The organism is Planococcus wigleyi (assembly GCF_014836985.1).
In the GTDB taxonomy this organism is placed as follows: Bacteria; Bacillota; Bacilli; order Bacillales_A; family Planococcaceae; genus Planococcus; species Planococcus notacanthi.
The window spans coordinates 169,080-195,517 of sequence record NZ_JACSPU010000001.1 but is presented as its reverse complement, the minus strand read 5'-3'; the positions used below and the strand labels follow the sequence as shown (position 1 = coordinate 195,517).

Annotated in this window: 10 protein-coding genes; 2 read left to right on the top strand and 8 right to left on the bottom strand. The window is 47.5% G+C overall.

The window, feature by feature from the left end:
• Nucleotides 1-215: 215 nt before the first annotated feature.
• From H9630_RS00845 to H9630_RS00830, 4 genes are all read right to left on the bottom strand, one after another.
• Nucleotides 216-3,875, bottom strand: coding sequence for a S8 family serine peptidase (locus H9630_RS00845; RefSeq protein WP_191713601.1), 3,660 nt, complete (start codon nt 3,873-3,875; stop codon nt 216-218).
• Nucleotides 3,876-4,589: 714 nt separating this feature from the next.
• On the bottom strand, nt 4,590-8,867 hold the full coding sequence (locus H9630_RS00840; protein ID WP_191713600.1) for a S8 family serine peptidase: 4,278 nt from the start codon (nt 8,865-8,867) through the stop codon (nt 4,590-4,592).
• A gap of 1,332 nt (nt 8,868-10,199) precedes the next feature.
• A complete protein-coding gene (locus tag H9630_RS00835; protein WP_318247971.1) occupies nt 10,200-13,769 on the bottom strand; it encodes a DUF6359 domain-containing protein in 3,570 nt (1,189 codons plus the stop codon).
• A gap of 185 nt (nt 13,770-13,954) precedes the next feature.
• Complete coding sequence (locus H9630_RS00830) at nt 13,955-15,775, bottom strand: FAD-dependent oxidoreductase (RefSeq protein ID WP_191713598.1); 1,821 nt, start codon at nt 15,773-15,775, stop codon at nt 13,955-13,957.
• Nucleotides 15,776-16,327: 552 nt separating this feature from the next.
• On the opposite strand from H9630_RS00830, the gene H9630_RS00825 reads away from it, so the two are divergent.
• Nucleotides 16,328-18,208 carry an LTA synthase family protein gene (locus H9630_RS00825; protein ID WP_191713597.1) on the top strand — a complete coding sequence of 627 codons (1,881 nt, stop codon included), beginning with the start codon at nt 16,328-16,330 and terminating at the stop codon, nt 18,206-18,208.
• Between the two features lie 107 nt (nt 18,209-18,315).
• On the opposite strand, the gene H9630_RS00820 is transcribed toward H9630_RS00825, so the two are convergent.
• On the bottom strand, nt 18,316-20,487 hold the full coding sequence (locus H9630_RS00820; protein ID WP_191713596.1) for a 5'-nucleotidase C-terminal domain-containing protein: 2,172 nt from the start codon (nt 20,485-20,487) through the stop codon (nt 18,316-18,318).
• A gap of 314 nt (nt 20,488-20,801) precedes the next feature.
• On the opposite strand from H9630_RS00820, the gene H9630_RS00815 reads away from it, so the two are divergent.
• On the top strand, nt 20,802-21,932 hold the full coding sequence (locus tag H9630_RS00815) for an acyltransferase (RefSeq protein WP_191713595.1): 1,131 nt from the start codon (nt 20,802-20,804) through the stop codon (nt 21,930-21,932).
• Nucleotides 21,933-23,144: 1,212 nt separating this feature from the next.
• On the opposite strand, the gene H9630_RS00810 is transcribed toward H9630_RS00815, so the two are convergent.
• From H9630_RS00810 to H9630_RS00800, 3 genes are all read right to left on the bottom strand, one after another.
• Complete coding sequence (locus tag H9630_RS00810; protein WP_191713594.1) at nt 23,145-23,288, bottom strand: hypothetical protein; 144 nt, start codon at nt 23,286-23,288, stop codon at nt 23,145-23,147.
• Between the two features lie 108 nt (nt 23,289-23,396).
• Nucleotides 23,397-24,530, bottom strand: a complete 1,134-nt coding sequence (gene csaB, locus H9630_RS00805) for a polysaccharide pyruvyl transferase CsaB (protein ID WP_191713593.1) — start codon at nt 24,528-24,530, stop codon at nt 23,397-23,399.
• Nucleotides 24,527-26,395 carry a DUF5693 family protein gene (locus H9630_RS00800; protein ID WP_191713592.1) on the bottom strand — a complete coding sequence of 623 codons (1,869 nt, stop codon included), beginning with the start codon at nt 26,393-26,395 and terminating at the stop codon, nt 24,527-24,529. The genes csaB and H9630_RS00800 overlap by 4 nt, the downstream gene beginning before the upstream one ends.
• Nucleotides 26,396-26,438: the final 43 nt, after the last annotated feature.

Below are 26,438 nucleotides of genomic sequence, written 5' to 3'. Positions count from 1 at the left end.
AGAAAGAACATCAATCCCCGTCAATTATTGCAAAAAGGGAATAACTTATATTTGAGGATGGATAAAGAGGTCAAAAATGAGTTTTCACCATTAAAAACCGTGAAAATTGCCGGATCCTGGCTTCAAAATATTTTTTTGAATTGTGTTTGAATTGTTTGCGTGCCAGGCACGCAAACAAAAAGCCGGGAGGATTTCCCCCGGCTTTTGTCCATGCATTATTTTGTGATCATGAAGCTCTCTTCCGTGATATGTCCCGCTGCGTCCACCACTTTCAAGGTGAAGTCGTTTTCGCCTGGTTTGCTGACAGGGACGGTGATGGTGATGTCTTCGTTGAATGCTGCTTCGCCGTAAGGCTCTGTCATGTCGTGGCTGTAGACTTCGCTGTCGGTCAGGTAAACCTTGATGGCGTCCATATTGTCTGTCACGTTGAACGCCACTTCAGCGCTGTCTTCGCCCGCTGTGGTCTCCGGCACATCGAGCAGTTCGATGGCAGCCGGCTGCGTGTCGACCAGTACTTGGCTGCGTATTTCAAGGTTGTTGCCGGATTCGTCGATGGCTTGGACGAAAATGTCGTGGCGGCCATCGTCGAGCGTCAAGGTATGATCGAAGAAGAAGCCGTCAAAGCGATCGGCTTTTTCGCCGTTGACTGTTACGGAAACAATGCGTGAACTGTCTTCAATGATGCCAAAGACGCCGACTTGCCGGGTGTTCGATACTTCAAACAATCCCGGATAGATGAGGCTGATGGCCGGTTTGTCGGTATCGTCCACGGCACCGGTCAATGGAACTTCCGTTCTATTGCCAGCCGTGTCATGGAAAACGGCTTTCAGGACGTCGCCTTCCTTGATGTCGACCGGCACGATGTAGCTGGTGGTGCTTGGCGACAGTGATTCGTCTTCAAAGGTTTCCTGGTTTTCGGTCAGCTCGACGCCGTTATGGAATACTTCCCAACGGTCAGGTCCACTGCCTGCTGCATTATCTGCAAAGCTCGATACCGTCACTGTTTTGGTTTCTTTATTGAGTGCTGCGACTGCTGCCGGAGACACGGTGTCGACCAGGATCGGCATCGTCAAGGTTTGCCATTCCGCATCCGGATAATCAATGACGGCGCGCATCTCAATCTGGGACTTGCCGTCCGCCACCGGTTCGCCGAGCACTTCCCCGTTCCATTCATTGAGCGGATCGTAATAATATGGGAAGACCTCCGAGAAATTCTTGATCAGGTTTTTGCCGGTCTGCAAGGTCCGCAATTTCTTGCCGCTTTCATCCAGCACGTTCACTTCCAATTGTTTGGCGTTCCGCAGTAGGGAAAATACCGGAATGACCGACTCTCGACTGCCGTCGCCATTCGGTGAAAAGGCGAAGCGTTCGGGCACGAAGCCTTGCTGGTGGCTGCCGCCGTTGATGATCAGGCCGAATTCATCGGTCAGGAATGTCGTTCCGTAAAACGTTCCGGCATCCCATGCCACATCGTCGAAAATCGGCGCATCGTCCCATCCTCCGTTAAAGCCGAAGTACGGCACAACAAGTGGCGTATTGCTGCTCACTTCTTCATTGCCATCCGTTAAGGTAATAAAGCCGTCAATGAAAAATCCGTTGGTGAACGCTGCGAATTCAGGGCGTCCCTGCAACGCCGCGGCATCGATCGTCACTTCGATTTCCGCTGTGCCGTTCGCTGGCACTGTCACAGTTTCAGGTGCAGTGATATTGACCAGGTCCGTAATGACGTTCGAGCCGGAGCGGTTCGGGTCGGTGATGTCGATTTTCCGCTCTGGATGCTTCGTGACGTAATCGGTTTGGGCATTGACGTTTACTGCGTAAGTCGCTGCTGTATCCGAGAAATTCATGGCCTCCAGTGTAAAGGTCATCCGGTTATTTTGGATTTCCTTCAACGCGACTTTGGCTTCGCCCGTCCGCTGGTCTGTCAGCATGACGTCTGTGGACAGCGCGTCATGCAATTGCATCAGCCCTGCTCCTTGGCGGCGCGGCGACACAAATTGGCCGGCCACCTGTTCCACCGGATTGGCTGTGTTCATCAGCAGGTTTTTTGCAAATTCCACGCGGTCCCTGCCCTCTAAATCAAGTTCTTCGATGCGCTGGAACATCAGCGCCGATCCCCCTGCCACATGCGGTGCTGCCATCGATGTACCGCTCATCATGCCGTATTCATTGTCATTGAACGTCGAGAAGATGTTGCCGCCTGGAGCGGTGATTTCTGGTTTGAAATCCAAGTTCGGCGTCGGCCCCCAAGAGGTGAAGTCACTCATCTTGCCGGCATTCGGATTCGCCATTTCCAAGTTTTTGTCGTCAAAGACGACGGTTACCTTTTTCTTAGCATCCAATGCCGCTTTCATGGCCAGTCCATCCGCCTGAAGCGTCGACATGAACGGAATGGTGATAAACGGATCGGCTTCCATATTGACCGGTCCGGTGGTGTTGTTGTAGATGATGACGCCTGCCGCACCCGCTTCTTGTGCCGCAAGCCCTTTCTCCGCGAACGAAATGGTGCCGCGGGCAATCAAGGCGAATTTGCCTTTGACGTCTTTTCCTTCAAAATCCGCGGGCTGGCCAAGGCCGGCATAGACCACTTCATGTGATTTGGCCGGCAGGTTTTCCGGTTCGGCTCCATTTGCCAGCAAGTAAAGTGCCCGCCCTGCTTCGGCACCGTCTACTTGATAAACAAAGCTGTCAGTGGTGATGACGCTGTTTTCAAATGAAGCGACGCCCAATGAATCAATGGAGATGCCCGGATTTCCGACCAGGCCGTAATCCTGGTTTTCCGCGAATGGCGCCAGGAATCCCGATCCCCGCAGGTCTTCATTTCCTGCAGAAATGGCGACCAGGATGCCGTTATTGGTGGCGCGTTCCACCGCCTGCTGCTCAGGGCTCGACGTGTCGACGAATCCAGCCGTTGCCCCAAGTGACATATTGATGACGTCCGCTCCCAGTTTGATAGAGTCGTCGATCGCTTTGATGTAGATGTCGCCGAACGTCGAAGCTGAATTGGCGTCATTACCGAAGACTTTCAAAGCCAGCAATTGCGTTTCCGGCGCAACGCCTTTCAGCCCGCCGTTCGTTTCATTGCCATTGGCGCCGATCGTACCTGCTACGTGCATGCCATGCATCGATGCGTTCGGTGCGATGTCGCGAATTTCCGTGTTGGCGTCCATGTAGTTGTAGCCGAACGGCACTTTCGGCGTAAAGAATTTGCCTTCTTCGATTTCACTGCTCGAGACAAATGATTCCACTTCCGCTTGCGTCAACGCAGCCGTGGTGTTATTGGTCAGCACCATGTCCTGATGCGTTGGGTCGATGCCCGTATCGATGACGCCCACGACCATGCCTTCTCCTTTAAAGCCATAATCGCGCCAAGCCTGCTGCGCCTGAACGAGCTCTTTGGAATATTTCATGGTCGGTTTGATTTCCGGCCGCTTGTACTCGGTCGCTTCGTATACAGCTTTGACGTTCGGCAGTTCCGCGATTTTCGCTACCTGCCCTGCCTCGACTTCCGCAGAAAAACCGTTGAAGACAGCTGTGAAGGTTTGGAGAAAATCAATTTTCGGTGCCACATCCGTGATCGCCGCCTGCGCCGTCTCCTGCTTGGCTATCGCTGCCGCTTCGATCTGCTGTTTCTGGTTTTCGGGCAGCTCTTTATAGAGCACGCCTTTTGCAGTTGCCGTTTCAATGGTCGGCTCTTCCTGCAGTTCGATGATGACCCTGATATTTTCTTTCGGCGATTCCGGCTTTAGCAGCGTCTGTGCAAGCTTGACCTCCGGATCCGGTTCCGGCGCAGCCGCAACTTGCGCGTTATTGAATCCGCCCAGGCTGCTGACCATTAATAACAAAATTGCCAGTCTGATTAATACTTTCTTCATATTTATTCCTCCTTTAACTGGATTTCTTATCTAAATTATCAAATAATTAAGTCAACTTTATTTTTCCAGTTAATCAAACAAAAGTCCATGGTTCCAAAGCTATCTTATTTGTTAATTCCCTTCGATTTTTTTAGGTAGTTTGGGTTTTAGGAGGCTCTGGTTTTTTCCTTTTTTTAGTAAAGTGAATTGTGTGGGGATTGTGTGCGTGCCTGGCACGCACACAATTCTATAAGGCGCTTCGCTCGCTTGGAATTGAGAAGGCCACATGTGAGTTTTGAGGTTATAGAGGATGAGTTTGGGGTTCTACATGAACTATTTGGTCGTCTACCGGATTAAAGTGATGCTGCTACCTTAACTAACCACATCTCTACATGCAGTTTCTGCGTTTCTACACGAATACCGGAAAAATAAGAGACAAAATAGCATTCATAGTGGTTGAAAGATCGATCGCTGGGTGTGAGCTACGCTTCAATAGGATGCATTGTTCTTTATGCCCGGCTGTTCGCCATGCGAACAGCTTCCATTCATGGGTAAGGTACAGATGGAGTGCAGGTAAAGAAGTGAGTTATGCAGGTAAGAGAACAACTTGTTCATGTAGGAATTGTTTGTGTTTTGTGTGCGTGCCAGGCACGCACACAAAACACAAACAATTCGGCATACAAAAAAACAAGCAATCAAAACGCTGATTGCTTGCCTGTTTTTGTTGCAATTCTGTTAATCCAGAAGCTCCATCTTTTCGAGTGAGCGGTAAAGGACTACTGCTGTTTCTGCTCGTGTGATTTTTGCTTGTGGATCGAAGACGTTGCCTTGGCGACCTGTGATAAGTTCTAGTGCATATGCTTGTGATACAGCTTCAGCTGCGTATTTAGAGATTTTCGCGCTGTCTGCGAATTTGTGTTTCGTGTTCAAGCCTTCAAGCAGGGATGCTTCCTGGTATTTCACAGCGCGCATGATCATGACGGCTGTGTCCTGGCGGGAAATCGGTGCTTTCGGGTCGAACTTGTTGCCTGGCAATCCTTGAACGATGCCCGCGCGAGCTGCGGCTTCGATTTCTTTGGATGCCCATGTTTTGCCTGGGCCCGCGTCTTTGAATTTGCCTTCGTAGTCTTTCAGCGGCAATTCAAGTGTACGTGCCAATAGCGCTGCGAATTCTGCACGTGTCAGTTCCGCTTTTGGTGCAAACAAGGTATCGGTCTTGCCTTTGATGATGCCTTGTGAAGCGAGTGCTTCGATTTGGGTTTTCGCCCAATGCGATTTGATGTCTGTGAATGTCACTTTCGATGCTTTCGTGATCGTGAATGTCTTTTCAGTAACGTGTCCACCTGCATCTGTAACTGTCACTTCGTATTGGTTGGCACCGATTTTCTTGACCGGCACTTTGACTTTGATGTCTTTGTTGAAACTTGCTTTGCCGTATGGCTCGGACATGTCTTTTTTGAAGACTTCGCTGCCGTTTACGTAAGCGTAGATTTCATCCATATTGTCTTTGATTCTCAAGGTTACTTCCGCTTCAGTTACATTGGCACCTACCATTTTCGGTGCGTTGACGATTGAAATGGCAGCCGGAGTTGTATCCACCAGGATCTGGCGGCGAAGCTCCATTTCATTGCCGAACTCATCCACTGCTTTGACCGTTACGTACTGAGAGCCGTCTTTCAATGAAACCGTGTGTTTGAAGTTGGTGCCGTCAAATTCTTTCGCTTTGACGCCATTGACTGTCAAGGAAACGATTTTCGAATCGTCCTCTACACGGCCAGCGACAACCACTTTATTCGTATCGTATGTTTCCAGTGTTTCCGGTGAAGTAAAGAAGATGACCGGTGCTGTTGTTTCATTTTTTGAACCTGCTGTCAGGTTCACTTCTTTTTTATTGCCAGCGATGTCATAGAAAACCGCTGTTACTTTGTCGCCTGTTTTAACAGGTGCTTCCACTTTGTATGAAGTGGTTGTTGGCGCTAATGATTCGTTGGCTGGCGTAGCCGCGTTTTCCGTGACTTCTTTGCCGTTGACGAATACTTCCCAACGGTCTGCGCCAGCGCCTGATGCGTTATCCGCAAATTTCGTCACGGACACTGTTTTCGTTTGTGCGTCATACTTGGCTGCCGCTTCTGGAGCCACCGTATCCACGATGATCGGGAAAGTGATGGACTGCCATTGGGCATTCGGGTAATCAATGACGGCGCGAAGCTGGATCTGGTACTTTCCGTCTTTCGCCGGTTTGCCGTCGATCATTCCGTCCCAGCCGTTAAGCGGGTTGAATGTGTAAGGCTCCGTTGCTGAGTAATGCTTAGTCAAACTTGAAGCGGTACGGATCGTGCGCAATTTCTTGCCCGCTGCATCCAGAACGTTAACTTCAAATTCTTTGGCGTTGCGGATCAATGAGTAGACGGGTACTGCCATGTCCTGCAAACCGTCGTCATTCGGTGAAAATGCGAAACGTTCAGGAACGTATTTGCCGGCATGTGTGCCGCCTGTGATATCATTTCCTTCGTCATCCGCCAATAGTGTAATGCCGTAGTAAGAATCGGCATCCCATGCAAATTCGTCGAAGATGCTGGCATCGTCCCATCCGCCGTTAAAGCCATAGTAAGGAACGACCAATTCCGTGTTGCCAGTTACAGCTTCATTGGTGTCGGTCAACGTGACAAACCCGTCCACGAAGAAACCGTTTTTGAACGCTGCGTATTCAGGTGTTCCTTTAAGTGCAGAAACATCGACTGTTACTTTGATTTCTTGTGTTCCGTTTGCCGGAACCGTGATTGTTTCAGGAGCCGTGATGGCCACTTTGTCTGTTACGACCGCTGAACCACGGACGTTCGGATTGGTGATATCCGTGTCTGTTGCTTTTCCTGCTACTACTTCTTTTTCTGATTTATCCGTTTGGACGTTTACATCCACGTTGTAGTTCGCTGCTTCTTTAGAGAAGTTTTCAGCTTGCAATGTGAAGGTGAATTTATCGCCGACGATTTCTTTCAGCGCCACTTTTGCGTCGCCTGTCGCTTTATTCGTCAGCATCACGTCTGTTGAAAGCGCGTCATGCAACTGCATCAAGCCAGCACCTTGGCGGCGTGGAGAGACAAATTCGCCTTTTGCGAATTCAACCGGATCTGCTGTGTTCATCATCAGGTTTTTCGCGAATTGAACGCGTTCGCGGCCTTTGAGACCAAGCTCTTCAATGCGCTGGAACATCAATGCTGTACCGCCTGAAACGTGAGGAGCCGCCATAGACGTTCCGCTCATCAAGCCGTATTCATCGTTGTTCAAAGTCGAGAAGATGTTGCCGCCCGGAGCTGTGATTTCAGGTTTGAAATCAAGGTTCGGTGTCGGGCCCCAAGAAGTGAAGTCACTCATTTCACCCGCACTCGGGTTTTGAATATCAAGATAGTCGCCATCAAAAGATACAGTCACTTTTTTGCCTGCATCCAATTGTGCTTTCATTGCCAGTCCGTCTGCCTGTAAAGCGGACATGTACGGAATTTTGATAGCTGGATCTGATGCCATGCTGATGGTGCCGGTTGCGTTGTTATAGACGATGACGCCGATCGCGCCAGCTGCTTGTGCAGCCAATCCTTTTTCAACAAAACCGATTTCACCGCGTGAAACCAACGCAAATTTGCCGGCAACGTTCTTGCCTGCATATTCAGCTGGTTTTCCAAGTCCGACATCCACCACTTCGTAATTTGGATTCGGCAAGTTTTCCGGGTCAGCGTCATTGGCTAGCGTATAGATGGCTTGGCCGGTTTGCGTCCCGTCTACTTGGTAATTAAAGCTTTTCGCAGTGATTTTGTCATTTTCGAAAGATGCCACACCAAATGAATCGATTGATGTGCTTGGTGATCCTGTCAAACCGTAATCCTGGTTATCGGCGCGCGGGGCAGCATAGCCCGAACCGAACATATCGGAGTTACCTGCTGAAATGGAAACCAGGATACCGTTGTTTGTCGCTCTTTCAACTGCTTTTTGTTCCGGGTTTGAGGAATCCACAAATCCTGCAGTGGATCCAAGGGACATATTGATGACGTCTGCACCCAGTTTGATCGAATCATCGATCGCTTTGATGTAGATATCGCCATAAGTCGACGGGTAAAGCGGGTCGTTGCCGAATACTTTCAGCGCCAATAATTGCGCTTCCGGAGCAACGCCTTTGATGCCGCCATTTTCTTCATTGCCGTTTGCCCCTACTGTTCCGGCAACGTGCATGCCGTGCATAGAAGCTTCCGGTCCTAGGTCAAGGATTTCGTTGTTGCCATCCATATAGTTGTAGCCAAAAGGCACTTTAGCTGTGAAAAATTTACCTTTGTCGATGGATTTGTCAGCCAATAACGCTGCTACATCGGATTTTGTGATGTCGCCTGTTTTGTTGTCCGTCAACACCATGTCTTTGTGGCTTGGGTCGATTCCTGTGTCAATGACACCCACAACCAGGCCTTCGCCTTTATAGCCATAATCTGTCCATGCTTGTTGAGCCTGGACCAATTCTTTCGAGTATTTCATTTCCGGTTGAACTTCAGGGCGCTGGTATTCAGTCGCTTCGTAGACTGATTTGACGCCGCTCAAGTTCGCGATGTCTCCAACTTCGCCCGCTTCAACTTCTGCGGAGAATCCGTTGAATACCGTAGTGAAGTTTTCAAGATATGTAATGCGCGGAGATACGGAAGCAATCGATACTTGCACGGATTCCTGGCCCGTCACAACTGCTGCTTCCAATGTTTCTTTTTGTTTGTCAGGAAGATTTTTGTATAAAACGCCCTTTTCAGTAGCGCTTTCAATCGCCGGTGCTTTATCAAGCTCGATGATCACACGTACTTTTTTATCCGGGTCTTCCGGATTCACGAATTTTTCAGGGATGTTCAATTCCCCTTTTTTCGACTCTGTACTAGGTACGTTCGATGAATTCGCAGCAGCTGAGACCCCGGTCAGGCCAAAGACAGCTGAGCTGAATGTCATCATAAAGACCATCGACAGCAATAAAAACGGTTTGAGCTTCGTCAATGTGTTTCCCCCTTTGTTCTGATTCGCAATTGTAGAGAATCTTTACAATTGCACAACAACTTAAATTTACCATAATTTTTCAATGTTGCAAATATTAATTGGGGTTTATTTCATGCTAATGAACGTGCATTGAGAGGGATTTCCTAGGTATAGCTTGATATTACTAAGATTTACGAAGTAAAAAAATTTTTTTTGATGCGATTAAGTGGTGTGGGCTAGATAGTTTGGTAAAGATATTTTTATAAGGAAAAAGAAATCGCTCCAGGCAGACGCTTTCCGGGGGGCTCGCGCCGAACTAACTCGGGCTATGGCCCGAGTGGATTTCGGCACTTCGCTGGTCCCCCAGGAGTCGCTGCCTTCCGCTCTTTCTTCTAGGTTTCTTCTTATTAATATGGGGTGAGAGGTAGGCATCATTGTTGTTTTCAAGTGAGGAGATGAGAAGGAAGTGATTTGGTTTTATGCTTTTCGCATGCGAAAAGCCGGCATCTTGGAGGAGCGCAGCGGATTGCTCTTGGTTTTGGGTTTGTGGGTGGTTGTGAACGAAGGGTTAAATGTTTCTACATGGACATATCGTGGTTCTACATGAATTTATTGAGTGGCTACATACACATTTCCACTCTCTACCTAAACTATTTGCCACTTTACATGCACACTCAATTCGCTCTCCATTCTTACACACGTTTTATTTGTTTCACGAAAGTTCAAGCTCATGAATGGAAGCTGTTCGCGCGACGAACAGCCCTTATAAAAAACATCACTTTTTTTGAAAAGCATAGCTCACACACAGCGATGGATTTCTCACCCATTTTTCCGGCATTCATGTAGGAATCCAGAAACATCATGTAGAGAAGCAACTAGTTAAGGTAAAGACATCATCTTAGTACGGTAGAACCCCAAATAGCTCATATAGGACCCCCAATTCGTCCAGTACAACCACAAAACCCACATGTAACCTCTTCAATCCCAAGCGAAGGCGCGTGCACCATCGCTGCCGAGCATTTCGAGAACCCCACATTCCCTATCTATTTCAAACAAAAATAGAAACATGTATCTCCCCCACACCAAGCTGAGCCGCGCCCATGGAGGGGACGGAGCGATAAGACTGGCAAGCGGAGCGCTGCCCGGCTTATTGCGGGAGTCTCCTCCAGAGCGGCCGAAGCGACCTGTAGAACCTCACCAAACTCTTACTACTCCTCCGAACTACCTGACTTATTGAATTGTGTGTGTGCCAGGCACACACAATTCAAGGCACTCACAATTCAAGGCACAAACACAATTCAAAAACTCCCAAAAAAAACCGACCAGAATAACCTGGTCGGGTTTGATGGATCATTACTTGGCCACGAATGGGCGGAAGAGGGAGAACATCTTCGCTGTTTCTTCGCGTGTCGTGAACTTGGCTGGCATGTATTTGCCGTTATAGCCTTCTACGATTTTGAGTTCGTACAGAACCGTGATGGCTTCTTTTGTTTCGTTATTGTAGCGGCCGTAATCGGTGAATGGTGCGTACTTGCCGACTTTGTACTCCTCGTTCTTCAACTCGTATACGCGGTTCAGCATCAAAGCGAACTGGGCACGGGTGATGTAATCTCTCGGTTTGAATTGAGTTGTTGTCACACCGTTGATGATGCCTGCCTGATAAGCTGCATTGATTTCTTTGCGGTGGATTTCCGGGATATCCGAGATGTCTTTGAATGGTGACTTCTCGTTTCCTTTGATCTCCAGCTCCATGATGCGCGTCAGGATGGTTACTGCCTGAAGGCGCGTCAAGTTGTCTTTCGGTGCATAGATGGTGTCGGATTTCCCTTTGATCAAGTCTCTGTTAAACAGGTCTTTAATGTAAGGATATGACCAGGCTTTGTCACTGACATCTTTGAATGGGAAATCTTTTTCCGGAATTTCTGGAACTTCCGGTTCTTCAGGAACTTGTTCTTTTTCAAATGCAATTTGCGCAAGCAATGGATCGTGATCCGATGCGCGGCCGTGCTGTTCCATGAACATGGAGTTGATGTGGACCATGTCCAGTTCCGTGCGGTCTGCCATATTGTTTGTTACCAAGAGGTGGTCAAGCACTTGTGAATTCCCTTGGTAGTAATACGAATAACGGTCTTCCAGTGGCACATCTTCGACTTTATTCGTTAGAATATCGCCTTTCAAAGCTTGCATTGCCGGTGTGAATTCGAAGTCGTTCATGTCGCCTGCAACGACAACGTTAAGGTCCGGATCTTGTTCAAGTCCTTTTGCAATAAAACCATTGATGGCTTTTGCCAATTCAATGCGCTCTGCTTCCGAGCTCAGGAATGGCGGTTGGTTCTTGCCGAATAACGGCTGGTCTCCACCTTTTGAGTTCAAGTGGGCGCCGATAACGACCACTTGTTCACCTTGGAATTCGAATTGTGCAGCGATCGGTTTGCGTGTGTTCGGCATAGCGATCGGCTGAACGCGCCCCGGATTCAAGGCCAATTCGCCGTCGATCCATGAATTGTCTTCCGTTGCTGTGCCTTTTGTTCCTTCTGAAAGAGTTACGCGTTCAGGGTTGTACAAATAGCCGACGCGGATATTTCCGCCTGGCTCTCCGCCGTCTTTATTGTATTCAGGCGCAATGTCCGTCCAGGCATACGTCGGGCCGCCGGCAACTTTGATGCCATTGATCAGACGTTCGTAGCTTGCCGTTGCGTCACTGTTCCCTGAAGTAATCGGGCCGTCGTTGTCCTGTACTTCCACCATGACGATGATGTCCGGTGAATTCAAGTCTTTGACGAACGACTCTGCGATGCGCTGTGCTTTAGCGTCTGACGTATGGCTTGGATCTGCAGAGAAGTTCTCTACATTATAAGCTGCTACTGTCAGTTCGTCTTCTTCTTTAACGATCCATGTTTGTTCCGGCTCTGTTCCGCCGTCTACAAGTTCCGTAAGGTCGCTTTCTTCAGCCCAGATTTTGTAGTTGCCGAAGCCGAAGCCAAGGACACCTACTGGAGTTCCGGCAAATGAATCACCGGATTTCGCGATATAGCTTTCATTATCAATGTCGAAAGCAATGCGTTCCGGGTTGTAATCGTCTTCTGCAATCAACACGCCGCCTTGTTTATGGAAGTCGTTATTGGTCGCATTTTTGGAAACGACAATCACTTCGCCGTAGCTTTGCGGTCCGACGATTTGTGCGTCAGCTACGCCAACACGCATAAGTTCAAGTGATTCCCAGAAATCAATGCCATCTTCTTCCGGATTGAACTCAGTCAATCCGTCATTGTCGATAATCTTGGTTGGCGGGAATACGTCTTTTCCGATGACAACCGGTTCAGGAAGTGGTGCAGTTCCAGTTTTCACTGCGTCAGTTGCACGGATGCGCGTGATCGGCAGGTCGTTGTCTTTCATGTCGGAATAGCCTTCCTGGAAATGCTCTTCCACGGTTCCGCTGATTGTGACCACGTCACCGACGTTCAGGCCGTTTGAAGCTTTGTTGACCATGATGGCTTCTGAAGTCGTCAAATCTTCGTCCGGGTTGGTGTCTTGGATGACGAAGTTTGCAGAGTTGTAGAGATGTGTCACAACGCCAACGATTTCATTGACAGCGACTCCTTGGTAATCCGAGTAATGGTTTTCGCTTTGGATATCACGGATTTTCAAGTCCCCTGTTTTCAGGACCGTGTATTCGAACGTGAAAATCTCTGACGTTTCGTCACCGATTGCGATGGCTTTGATTGCTGTATCTTTAGTCAGTTCGATCGGTGCTGTGTATTCAGTGCTTGCAGCAGTCGGTGTCGAGCCGTCAAGCGTGTAATGGATTGTTGCATCTTCCCATCCGGATGCCAAAGTGATTTTCGTGCCTTCTGAAACGACACCCGGGAATGTATCGGCATAAACAGCCGGTTTATTGACAAGTTCAAAACTGTCAAAGCCAAGCGTTTTCACTTGGTAAGAGTCGTTGAATTTCGAAGCGATTCCGTTTACATGAATCAAATCGCCTTCTTTGTATTGTTTCGTAAATTGTTCGAAAGTGAATCCGTTGCGGTTGTCGTTGCGGATCGTGACCGCTTCGCCGTTTTCAGCAATAGCCGAAAACTCGAACGTACCGAAATCGTTCACAGATTTAAGGCCCGTAATCGCAACGTTCTGCAGTTCGATGCGCTCGCCTTGTGTCTCTTCATTGACACCGGCTGGCGTAACGGTTTGAACTGCAGGCAGTTCGTTGTTGGAAAAAAGAACTTCCACTGTGTTCGGCTGCAATTGAAGCTCGCCGCTGTATTCAGAAACCGTGCCCGTCAAACGGACCGTGTCGCCCGGTGCAACGGTTGCACTTGATGTGTAGACATACAGTCCAGCTGTACCGTCCTGAACGTAAAAGGCATTGCCGCCCCAGAATCCTGTTCCTGTTGTCACAGTTGCTTCAACTTGGATCAATTCGCCTGGCATCGTGCGTGCTTCTGCCAATGAACCGACGACAGCCGCTTCAGGTGGTGCTTCACCTTCAGAGAGAATGGTGAAAGCGGTTGGAGATTTAAGGCCGGGTACTTGGAAATACATCTCTAGTTTTCCGGTGATGGTGATTTCCGCTTTAAAATTAGACGGATTATCAACCAAGTTCAATCCTGCACGGACTGCTCCTGTCGGCAATTGAACCGGAAGGATTTTTGCCGGGTCGGTTTCATCCGGAGAATCTGCAAGACCTACATTAGTAGCGGATGTAAACGGTGCTTCCTGGTCATAGTTTGTACCACTGGTAGCCGTTCCCACGATAAAGCCTTTTACTGTGGCTGTTCCTGTATTTGTTGCGATGGCTTCAGCAACCGTAATCGGCTCTGCCGCATCTGCTGTAACCGCCATATAGGGCAGCATTGCCGATAAAGCCAAAATAAGGCTTAGAAAAATCTTACTGACTGCATGCTTGGACAAGTTCTTCACTCCCAATTCCTAATTTTTGATACGGTTTTATTATACGCCACAATTGGAAGCGCTTTATATATTTTTTGTAAATTTTCTATTAATTTCTGTATTTTATTGGATTCAAAGATGTGATTTTAATAAAGGCCGAAAAATTCATAGAAAAACACCTATTTCTCGAGTATCCGAGAAATAGGTGTCGGTTATTATTGCAAGCCTTCCAAGAGTTTCCCTGAAAGGTAATAAGCTTCCGCTCCGTTTAAGACGCGGTTGTCATCCAGTCTTTCGCTTATGACGTCGTCAGCCAATCCATCAGCCACCAAACGTTCCCACGAACTCGCTTCGGCTTCTTCCACGCCATGCAAGGCAAGAACCATTTGTGCCGCTTTGTCTCTTGTCAGTTCCTGTTCTTCCTTGATGATTGAACGGAATACTTCAATATTGGCTTCCAGTTCATCAGCTTTTGGACTGGTGATGCGCTGTACACCATTGCTGAGGATATTGGCGAATGAAATTTCCTTCATCGGCTTTTCAACCGGCAACAAGTTTTCATAACCGCCGACAATCAAGCCATAGTTCAGCAAAGTCGGGATTCCCGGATAAAACCATTCTCCTTGATAAGGGAAATCCGCTTCAAAAGCATAAAGATTCGCTCCTTGAGCCTTCAGTTTTGCCTGTACTTGATGAATCAGTTCTTCGTTTGTGGTCATGTCGCGGTAGCTTGTTTCTTCATTGATGGAAATTGATGCAGCCACACCCGCTGCCTGCCCTGCTGTCATTCCGACCGGCAAGACACGTGCGCTCGCTGCAGCAAGTGAAGTGTAGCCAGAGGCTTTGCTGGCAACCAGCAGATTATCGACTTCCAACGGCACCAATGAACGGAACGGAATTGCGTACTGAACCGGTTTGCCGTAGACATAGCCGTAGTCATTGGTTGAAGTCGCCTGGACATCCACCGGATAAGCACCGAATCCGATGCGATCCCAATGGTCTTTGTTTTCCCACACATCGCTTAACGGCAATTGGTATTCCGCCCGGACATGAATGGTTTCCCGGACATATAACTGGTCTGGGAAGCGTTCAATTTCCGCTTCTTCAAAGCCCGGGAAGTTTTCTTTCAAGTATGCCAGCACATATTCCGTTTCGGTTTTGCCGATTTCAATGGCTTTTTGTTTTTGTTTGTCATCCAATCCGTCGATCCCGAAAATCTGGAGCGCGTTGATGATGACGCTGCCGTCGTTTTCACGCACGATATTCAACCCTCGTAAGCGCGTCAATTCAGGATAATGGGGTTTATAGGCATCGTGCAATTCACTGAAGCCCCAGGCAGTATTGCCGTTGACGCTCCCGCCTCCGAACACACCGTCTTTCGCAGCCTGGACGATTTTGTCCCAATCTACATTATTGAAATGGAACATTAACGTGACGGCCATTTTTTTATCTTCCAAGCCAATGTCACGCCCGCCGATATCGTAAGGCGCGCCTGCTGCAACAGCCAGGTCGGCGTCTTTCGAACTGTCGATAAAGCGCTCCGCTTTGATCGTCCGCTTATCGCCTTCTGCATCGGTGATGTTAATCGCCGTCAATGCTTTTCCGTCTTTGACCACATCCACCAGATCGGCCCCTTCAAGCAGGGTTAAATTCTCTTCATCGTTGATCATCTTCAAGAATACTTCACGGGCTTCATTGATATCAAAACCGATTTGGCCGCCGACTTGCTTATGCCATTCCAGGAAAATCCCCGTGTTGGCCGGATTGCCTTTCTGGTCATTGCTGACATCCAGGAAATTCAGCATTCCGGTTGTCATCAGCCCGCCGATGTCTTCTTCGCCGACAATCAATACCGTGCGCATGCCGTTTCGTGCAGAAGAAACCGCGGCTGCGATTCCTTCAGGCTCTCCGCTGAAGACAGCGACATCGTAGTCATTCTGTGTTTCATCTTGATCACCTGTAAATGCCATAACGGCTACAACTGCCACTAATCCGACAATCAATAGGATGGCAATTGGAATAAATAACTTCTTCATGTTTTCCCCTCTCACGCTTTTCTTTTTTTACATAGATTCCCATTATTTTATCAAACCCTTGACTGCTATACAATGAATTTTTCAACGATTGTTGACTTCTTGTAAATTTTCCCTAAGAATATGTAATAGCTCATGAAAAATACGGCTTCATTGTATGCGGGTTGAATTAAAGAATCTAGCTTTCCCACATCGCTTCGGTCGCTTTGGGCATGGCTCACGCAAGAAGCCAGGCACACAAACGCCTGTCTTCTTACTACGCCTAGCCCTTGGACGCGCCGGCGCTAAGAATTTATTGGATTCAAAGCAAGTCTATATTCTTTAGTGATGCGAATCTAAACAGCATAGAAAATTTCACTGCTCTTTTAGTACTATCCGATTTTCAGCAAAGACTCGAAATAGCGGGACTAAAAAGGAGTGAAGAGAACTTGCTACCCATGGCAAGCGCAGCTGTTTTGCGGAACATCGACTATGAATGATTACTAGTTCAACTCATACATTTCCTCTTCTATATGAAGAAATCCCGAGCAAATACACAATTATTAGGTGGTTCTTATGAAAAATACATTTTTATTGGACTTTTTGAGAAGTCATTTCTTTATTGTTACCGGCATCATCTTTATTAAGGTGCTGTTTTTACGTTATTTACTGTTTGAGGAAATCGATTTTTCAAGAACCCTCATTCTGGAATTGAGCTATATTTTGATTTTCACTTCCTTGCTTGGATTGGTTAAAACGAAATGGAAACCGGTTCTTTATTTCATCTTGAACCTGGTTTTTTCGGTCCTGTTTTTGGCCGTTATTCTCTATTACTCATTCTTCGGCCGGATCGTTACGTATTTCGCCCTTTTCCAGTTGGGGCAGGTCGGCACGATCAATGAGAGCGTCACTGCTTTGCTGCAGCCGGTCTACGGACTGTTTTTCGTAGACCTGGTGATCTTGCTTGTCCTTTTAGTCATTAAAAAATACCCGATTTCCACAGTTCAACTCAACAAGAAATTCCTTGTGGCTGTGTTGCTGTTGTTCGGTTTGGGCGTATCTGTTCTGAATTTCAATTTGCATAAAAACGAAGCGATTTCCAACAACGTCATTGCCGCGCAGGAAAAAGGCATCCTGAACTACGAAGCATTGGAAATGTATTATGGCCCTGACAGCAGCTTGATGGCCGTCGAAGCCAGCGTGTCTGTTGAGAATTTGACTGAGTTAAAAGAAGAAATCAATCGCGTCAAAGGGTTGGAAACGATTCCGGAAGAACAACGTGCGTATTTCGGCGCAGCGGAAGGCCGTAATTTAATCGTCATTCAAGTTGAATCGATGCAGAATTTCCCGCTTCGTTTGGAAGTCGATGGTACGGAAGTTACGCCGAATTTGAACGAGTTGTTGGAGGAAAGCTTTTACTTCCCGAATACAGCTCAGCAAACCGGCCCAGGAAATACTTCCGATGCCGAATTCATCTTGAACACATCCCTTTACCCGACGGCGTTCAATCCAACTTCACAAACTTATGGCAATAAAAAATTCCCGAGTTTGCCGCGTTTATTGTCCGGCCAAAATTACCGGACCATGACGTTCCATGCGGACGATATCAGTTTTTGGAACCGTGATGAATTGTATCCGGCGCTTGGAATCGACCAGTATTATTATGGCGAGTTTTTCGGTGAAGAAGATGTCATCGGCATCGGCCCTTCCGACCGTGTCATGTTCGAAAAAGCATTGCCGATCTTGCGTGAACAGCATATGAAAGACAAACCGTTTTACGCGCAGCTGATTGGATTGACCAGCCACCATCCGTTCACGTTGCCGGAAGCGGATCGGAAGTTGACTCTTCCTGAGCGCTTTAACGGTTCATTGACCGGAAATTACCTGGTGTCCATGAATTATATGGACACGGCCATCCAAGAATTTATTGAAGAACTGAAAGAAGAGGGCATCTACGAAAACTCGGTCATCGCCATTTATGGCGACCACTTCGGCCTCCAGCAAAGCGCCATCAGTGAAAACGATGTCGATTTGATCAGTGAGTTGCTGGGGCGCGAATATGGGACGCTCGATCGCTTGAACGTTCCGTTCATCGTCCATGCACCGGGCATTTCAGATGACGGACAGACATTCGAGAAAACCAGCGGCCAGCTGGATATGATGCCGACACTTGCTAACCTGCTCGGCGTCTCGTTGGACGAACACATCGTTTTCGGCCAGGACCTGTTGAACAATGATGACAACTTGCTGGGTGCGCGCTATTACTTGCCAATCGGCTCGTTCTGGAACAATGACATCCTGTTCATGCCTGAAAAAGACTTTGACGACGGCACGGCGTATGATCTGGAAACCGACCAAATCGTCGATGATTACGAAGCATACCGTGAAGATTACAACCGTGTCCTGCAGCTTGAAAAACTGTCGGATGATTACATTGAAAACCTGCCTGAGCAGTAAAAGGAAGAAGCGGAGCGCCTATGCGCCCCGCTTCTTTTTGGTTTTCACAATAAAAAACACCCCCTTCTCTCAGCAATAATCTGCTAGAGAAGGAGATGTCCATCTACTTATTTAACTGAATGCGGTGCAACCAATGAAATCATTTTCGCTGTTTCTTCACGTGATGTGAATTTAGATGGATTGAATTTGCCGTTGTAGCCTTCAACAATCCCTAAATTGTCCAATAGCGTGATGGCTTCTTTGGTTTCAGCTGTATGCTGTCCGTAATCGGAATACGGAGCATATTTGTCGATCTTCTGGTCGCCGTTCACTTTCTCATAGACGCGGTTCAGCATCAAAGCAAAATGCGCACGGGAGATTTTTTCTCTCGGGTTGAACTTCGTTGCTGTTTTTCCGGTTACATAACCTTCAGCAAATACTGCATTGATTTCAGCTTGACGATCTTTCGGCAGATCCGTGATGTCTGTAAATGGTGATTTTGGCGCTTTTGCAGGATCCAGCTTCATCATACGAGAGATGATGGTCGCCGCTTCCCAGCGTGTCAATTCACGTTTTGGTGAGAATGTATCCAATTCTGTACCATTGATCAATTTTCTGTAGAAAACATCTTTCACATATGGATACGACCATTGGTTCATGGACATATCTTTGAAGGGAACAGTCGGGTTGATGCGGTTTTCAAGTTTTGGTTCAACCGTTTTCAAACCAGCGATATACTCAATAAACATTTCATAGTCGACGTTTCCTGGCTCGCTGACGCGGCCATCTTTATAAGCTGCATCGAATGATTCAAAGCCGTCGCCGCCTTTAGCTGTGAACGTGTTGGTTGCCACTTTGTATGATTTGTTGACATCAAGTGGTGTGCGGACATTGCCGTTTACAATATTGACGTTCGTTACACGTGATCCTGCAGCTTTTGACGGATCGAATGAGAATTCCATTCCTGCTACGTGCAAGAATCCGCCATTTTCAGCCGGGAATGAACGGACACTGTGCTCAAGCGCTGTTTTCAATTCTGAACCTTTTAAGTTCATGATCGCCAAAGCATTGCCGAATGGCATTGTCGTTAATACTTCTCCAACTGTGATATCGCCCACGTTGATGGATGCACGGATACCACCGCCATTTTGAAGTGCGATAACCGTATCCGGATCAATTTTCTTCGCTGTAGCGAGCATGCCGTCTGTAATCAAGTTGCCCAGATTTGTTTCAGAAGCGCGGACACCGCCTTCATTGCGTCCACCGTTAAGGAAGACTTCAGCAGTAGCACCTGTCGACTCATTTTTCACTGCTTCCACTTCTTCTGCATATGGTGCAAGAAGTTTAACTGCTTCTGCATCTGGAGTGATGCCTTCAGCGTTGACGTCATGTAATTGGCCGGCATGATCTGTAATCACGCCTTCTTCATTGAAGGTTACATCCAATTGGCCTAGGAATTTATTGTATTCATTTGCTTGTACGATGACTGTCGGGTCTGTGTTTCCTTCAAAGACGATAGGATCTTCAAGCTTCTTATGCGTGTGTCCGCCGACGATGACATCAATGCCTTCAACCGCAGCTGCCAGCAATTGATCGTTGTCAAATTCAGCAGAATCGTCAAATCCGATGTGCGTCAAAGCGACGATTTTATTGACGCCTTCCGCTTCAAATGCATCAACCGCTCCTTGAGCCGCTTCAATGTAATCGGAGAACGTAATTTCTCCCGGGCTGGAAATGGACGCGGTTTCAGCAGTCGTCAAACCGAAAATCCCTACTTCTTCGCCGTCAATTTCCTTGATGATGCCGTTGTAGATTTGACCGTTTTCGGCTTCAGCTGTATATACTTTATTTTGGTATCCAGACATGATGTCATCGCCTGAAAAGTCGACGTTCGCTGCAACGAATGGGAAATCGGCACCGCCTACAAACTCACCGAGAGATTTATGGCCTTCTTCGCCTGAGCCTAAATCAAATTCATGGTTACCAAATGTCATGGCATCGTATTTCATCAAATTCATGAACGGCAAATCTGCCTGCCCTTCAAAGGTATTAAAGTACAATGTTCCAGAAAAAACGTCCCCTGCATCCAGCAATAGATTATTCGGTTTTTCTGCACGAATCTGGTTCACCAGCGTGACACGGTTCGCCACTTTATCCAAGTTCGCGTGCGTATCGTTCGTGTGCATGATCGTCAGTTCAAAATCCCCTTCTGCCGCTTGTGTTGTTCCAGGTGACTGAACCCCAACTACACTTGCCGTCAACGCTACTGCAATTGCTGATTTAAACATTTTCCCCTTCATTTGACACCATCCTTTAATTTTTTTGAACCGTTCGCTCCCAAATTGTATGGATATTCTGACCTAAGCCAAATGGAATGAAAAATTTAGGAATACATCCATTTACCGAGCGAGTTTATTCATTTTCAGTGTAGCATGATGGAATTTTTTCAACAATAGCAAGATTATAACTAAATCAATTTCATCACATTGCCGTTACAATCTTTACAGAAAAATAATGTCCGTTGCTCTTTGGTACATGGCATAGTTAACCATGTTAACATGGTCATGGTGCGTTATTAAATATAGCTATTGTTATGCAGAAAGAACGGTGAATTATGAAACCAGTTGCGAGAAAGCATCTGAATGAAGTCCAATATGCACGGGTTCTAGCCTTGTTCGGGGTCTTTGCAGTGCATGCGTCTTCCAGCGGGATCGCCGGAAGCAATCCGGAGTCTTCTTCCTTTATGATCTATAATTTCTTTAATATGGCTGGGAAAATCGGTACGCCTGTCTTTATTTTCCTAAGCAGCTTTATTCTTTTCTATACCTATTATCATCGCGAATTGACGGTGCAGCTGTTCCAGAAATTCTACAAGAAGCGCTTATTGTATATTCTGGTTCCCTATGTGGTCTTTTCCGCTTTCTATTTTTGGTTCAAGGTTTACTTGAATCAGAATTTCGCGGACATTCCTTTGCTTCTGGAGGAGTTCCTGGTGGATTTGGCAACCGGCAAGGCCCATTACCATCTGTATTTCGTCTTTGTCAGTGTCCAGTTCTACTTGATGTTTCCGGTTCTTCTCTACTTGTTCAAGAAGTTCGCGTTTATCCGAAGATACGCCATTCCCATCGGCATCATCGTCCAATGGGCTTGGGTCCTGCTGAATTCAGCTTACTTCCAGGTTCCTGCTAAAGGATCGATCGCGTTATCGTATTTCATGTTCTACTTTTTCGGTGCGTTCCTCGGCATTTATTATGAAAAAGTTGCCGCTTGGATTGCCAATTGGCGCAAGGTGTGGCCAGGTATCGCTTTGATTGTGGGTGGTTACTGCTACATGATTTATTTCTATGTCGGCGCCTATTACGACCTGCGCACCGATCAGTGGGTCGGCAACAACAAGTGGCTCGAATTCGGCTGGAGTACGCACGCGTTCTTCGCGGCAGCTGTGATTTTCATTTTTGTGCATTTCCTGGAAACTTGGAATGTGCCCCGCATCAAAAAATTCATGATGGAAATCGGCGCAGTGTCGTTCGGCATGTACTTGATCCATCCATTTATCCTGATGGTGCTGCGTATGTACATTTCCGGCGGCGAACCGCTGGTCTTCCATTCTTGGCAGCTGATTTCACTGCTGATCACATTCTTCAGCAGTTGGCTAATTGTTCGCCTGTTCTACGATTTCGTCCCATATTGTTGGATCTTTTTCGGACAAGGCAACCGTGTGTTGAATAAACCGCGGAAAGCTTGAGTATAGTAAGGAGGCATTCTCTTTTTAGGGGGTGTCTTTTTTTTTGGTGTTTATTTGGATAGACTTGGTAGAGTTAATTGTGTGTGTGCCTGGCACAAGGAGTGGTAATAGTTTTGATGAGGTTTTATAAGCAGCTTCGACCGCTCTGGAGTAGGTTCCCACAATAAGCCAGGCAGCTGAGGATCGCTGCCAGTCTTATTGCTCCACCCACTCCGGTAACGCGGCTCAGCTTGGTGTTGGTTTGATACAAGCATCTAGTTCTTCGTGGAGTAGATAGATAGAGAGTGGTTCTGGAAACGCTCGGCAGCGATGGTGCACGCGCCCTCGCTTGAGATGGAGACCGTTTTATCGTTGCTTGGGCGAGACACAAATGCCCTTCAATTTGTGGCTTGTCCGTTGTCGTCCCTGTGTCAGACTCAAATGTTTTCTCAATTTGTGGCTGACACAGGGACGTGTTCCCAAATTATCATCCTGTCATACTTTAAAAATAAAGAGTGGCGGTAGTTTTTGATGAGTTTTATCAGTCGCTTCGGCCGCTTTGGAGTGGGTTCCCACAATAAGCCAGTCAGCTGAAGAACGCTGCCAGTCTTATTGCTCCACCCACTCCGGTGACGCGGCTCAGCTTGGTGTTGGTTTGATACAAGCATCTAGTTCTTCGTGGAGTAGATAGATAGAGAGTGGTTCTGGAAACGCTCGGCAGCGGTGGTGCACGCGCCCTCGCTAGGAGTTGAGGAGGCTACATGTGGATTTTGTGGTTGTACAGGAAGAGTTGGTGATTCTACATGAGCTATTCGGGTTTGTGCCTGAGTTTTGTGATGCTTCTACCTCAACTAGTTACTTCTCTACATGATGTTTCTGCTTTTCTACATGAATATCGTGAAATAGTGCGCTCAGTGGGTGAGAAATTTATCTCTGGGTGTGAGCTTCGCTTGGTTAGAAAGTGATACTTCTTATGCCAGCTGTTCGCCGTGCGAACAGCTTCCATTCATGGGCTTGAACTTTTGTGAAACAAGTGAAATGTGGGTAAGGATGGAGAGCGAATTGAGTGGGTGCCTGGCACCCACTCAATTTCTTCACTCTCATCATTTAAAAAGAAAAGTGCAGCTGCCTCTTTCTCCATATTAATAAGAATAAACCTAGAAGAAAGAGCGGAAGGCAGCGACTCCTGGGGGACCAGCGAAGTGCCGAAATCCACTCGGGCCATAGCCCGAGTTAGTTCGGCGCAAGCCCCCTGGCAGCTGGCACCGCGACGTCCTGTCGCGCCAGCTGCATGCCCCGCATCCTGCGGGCCCGAAAGCGTCTGCCTGGAGCGATTTCTTCACCTGAATAATACTGCTCTTGCATCAATTTCTTCACCCTTATCCCCCTGCTCCTGCACCAATTCTTTATCACTTCTCTAGCACACTCCTTTTCAAACAAAACAGGCTCCCCTCAAGGTTATGAAACCTTAGGACAGCCTGTCTATTAACGGTTCTTTACTTTTGTTTTTTCAGTGTATGCCAGTGGTGCGGCGCTCGCGATTGGTGCCTCGATGGCGTCGAGGACTGTGCGGGCTGTTTGGTTGGCACTTTTTTGGAGCGGTGCGGCTGCTTGCGTGATTTTCTGCAGCTCGTCCGGGTAGTTCGTGAAAATGCGCTCGATTGCCTGGACAAGGTCCGTGTGGTTCCAATCTTTGGCTTCTACATGGCCGAGGACCGGCTGGCTGACGATGTTGGCGAATGAGTCGATTTTCGGATCGTACGATAAAGCGACGAAAGGCGTGTAGCTGACAGCTGCGAAAATCAGAGCGTGCAGGCGCATGCCGAACAGCACATCGGACTCTTTGATGATCGCCATTTTCTCTTGGATCGTGCTGTCGTAAGGTGCGATATGCGCTTTGGTTTTCATGAGGCCCTGGACTTGTTGGGAAGTCTTGAAATCGTGCTTGCCGTGCATCGGGACAAAAACAACGTTGTATCCTTTATTCACCAGTTCGTCGAGCCCTTTTGCGATTTCACCGAAAGCATAAGCTTCATTGTTCCAGTCGCGGACCGAGACGCTGATGACTTTATTTCCGAAGTTCTGCTGGCGCAGCCAAATGCTTTCGAAGTTGTCCGCTTCCAGCCCCATGACCGGATCGGGCACCAGGCGGATATCGGCAGTAACGCCGATTTTTTCCAGCAGCTGTTGTGACTGCTCATCGCGGACCGTCAGCAGCTTCACAGAATTCAGGACATGCTTGACGATCATTTGGTTGAGCCTGCTGCTGATTGGGCCCATGCCTTGCGCATAGACGAACACCGGTTTTTTCAGTTGCTGCGCAATTTTCATGACGCCCGCGTAATACGGAATGCTTTTGCGGCCGGTTTCGTCCTGCAACAAGCTCCCGCCTCCGCTGATCAAACCGTCGGAAGATTTGATCGCTGCACGTATGTCTTTCAGGCTCCATCTGTTGACGGCCTTGACGCGATAAGTTTCAGCCGTTTTTTCCGGCTTATTGGATAGTACAATAATTTCAATTCTTGGATAGTACTCTTTCAATGAATGGATAATGGCATAGAGAATAGCTTCGTCTCCCACATTGTCAAAACCATAATATCCAGATAACACTATTCTCACGCCTGCCACCTCATTCTTATCATAGTAATCATTTTCTTCCACACAGTTTCATATAGCCAGATCAGGACAAGTCCTATTATAAACCCGAAAACTATACTATAACCGCTTCTTAGCAAAGAAATCAATAACGGGATATGAAGATGAGTAAATGTATTCACTAATGACAGGAAACCGATGACCCCTGGAATAAGCAGGAAATAATAAGCTTTCGGATAGCTCTTCACCATATGGAGTGCCAGAATGAACAATGGGAAACCGATGAGGAATTCCTTTGTCCGCGGTCTGACGTACAGAATTTGTTCCAACATCAGGCGAACCTGGAGCTCTATTGCAGAAACTTGTCCGGCATTGCCTGTACGGCTCATGTAATACAAAATGATCCCCGCTACAATGGCAATAACCGCCATGTGCCAGTAAATCACATTCATTTTCAGGAGCTTTCTGATATTCCCCCACACCGCATAGATGGCAATAAAGGCAATCGGAATGATATAAATCAACGATACCCCTCTGAACAAATCAATGCCCAGCAAGTATTGATTGCCGTTCAGCAACACGATGATCAGCCAGATGCCGATAGCCGCAATGCCCAGCGCCTGTGCGTAAGAGCGGATCAAGTACCATTTTTTCTCTGGTTCTTTTTTCAACAAGACTGCCCAAATCGGCGCCGTGACAGCAACCGCTAAAGCGAAAGCTTTTAAAACTATGCTTTGGCCGGTCACTAAATAAATAGCAGCAGCCAGTGCAGAGCCGATCAACGCCAATAAAGTCAGGCGGTTATTTTTAAAGACATACTGCGCTGCCAATGTCAGGAAGGCAATGGCACCAAGGAGAGCCATGGCAGTTTGCCAAAGCGGCACGCTATACGTGTCGAATGAACGCGATTCCCCGCGCACAAAGCTGTCCGGCATGTTTCCATTAACATCTGACTGCAGCTCTTGCAGCGCTGTCAGTGCCAGATTGTATTCGGGTTGGGTCAAGTTCAGGAAAAAAGCGCGCATATTGCGTTCTTTTGCTGCACGGACAATTTTATCTGCGCTTTCTGCAATATTGCCATCTTCAACAGCCAGGCTGTGGAGGCGCACGAGGTTCAAGTCATTGATATAAGCCAACTGGTTCAGGCCTTTTTGGCCCGCGAATTCAATGCTCATCAGTCCGTATCCAGCATCTTTCAACTGCTCGCCAAATTCTTTCAGACGTTCAGGATCAGAAGCGGCAGGTACATCCGTACCGCTGAACAGGATTTTTTCAATTCCAGGTTCTTTGATCGACAGAAGTTCATCGATCATTCGCTCGGTTTGGGCTTCATCTGAATAGTCACCCAAACGCGGCACAACCATAAGCCCTGCTTCTTTAATAGAAGCAATCACTTCCGGATCATAGCCGACCGGCACGGAAAGGATCTTCTCAGCAGCACCTGGAATATAGGTATACGCTTCACCATTTACAGTGAACGTAAATTTCTCTTCAAAAAATCCGGCTGTGGTCTCTTCGAAATCAAACGAGCCGTTCGAATGAATAAATAATCCTGGTTTATCAAAAGGCGCTTCCAACGGATCCTGCTGAGTCAACAGCAAGTGTTCCCGCATGCGGGATGTGCTCACTGCGGTAATCAGCCCTTTTCGTTCCAAGGAGCTGACCGTATCCGGTTCAAGGCTGACGCTTTGGATGTCCGCGTTCTTGAAATCGGACAAGATGCCGTCCAACGTCAATGATGGATCTTCGATCAACCAGTTGGTTGTCAGCTTGAAAGGTACAATGGTCTCGAACTTTTTATTTGATTCTTCTATTTGAATGCGTTGAAATGCTGAAGGAATGGTCAATAGCAATGCCGCAAGGAGGATTCCGATTAAAACTTTCTTCACGTAAGTACACACCCTTAACTTTTCTTGGTTAGCCCGGATTGCA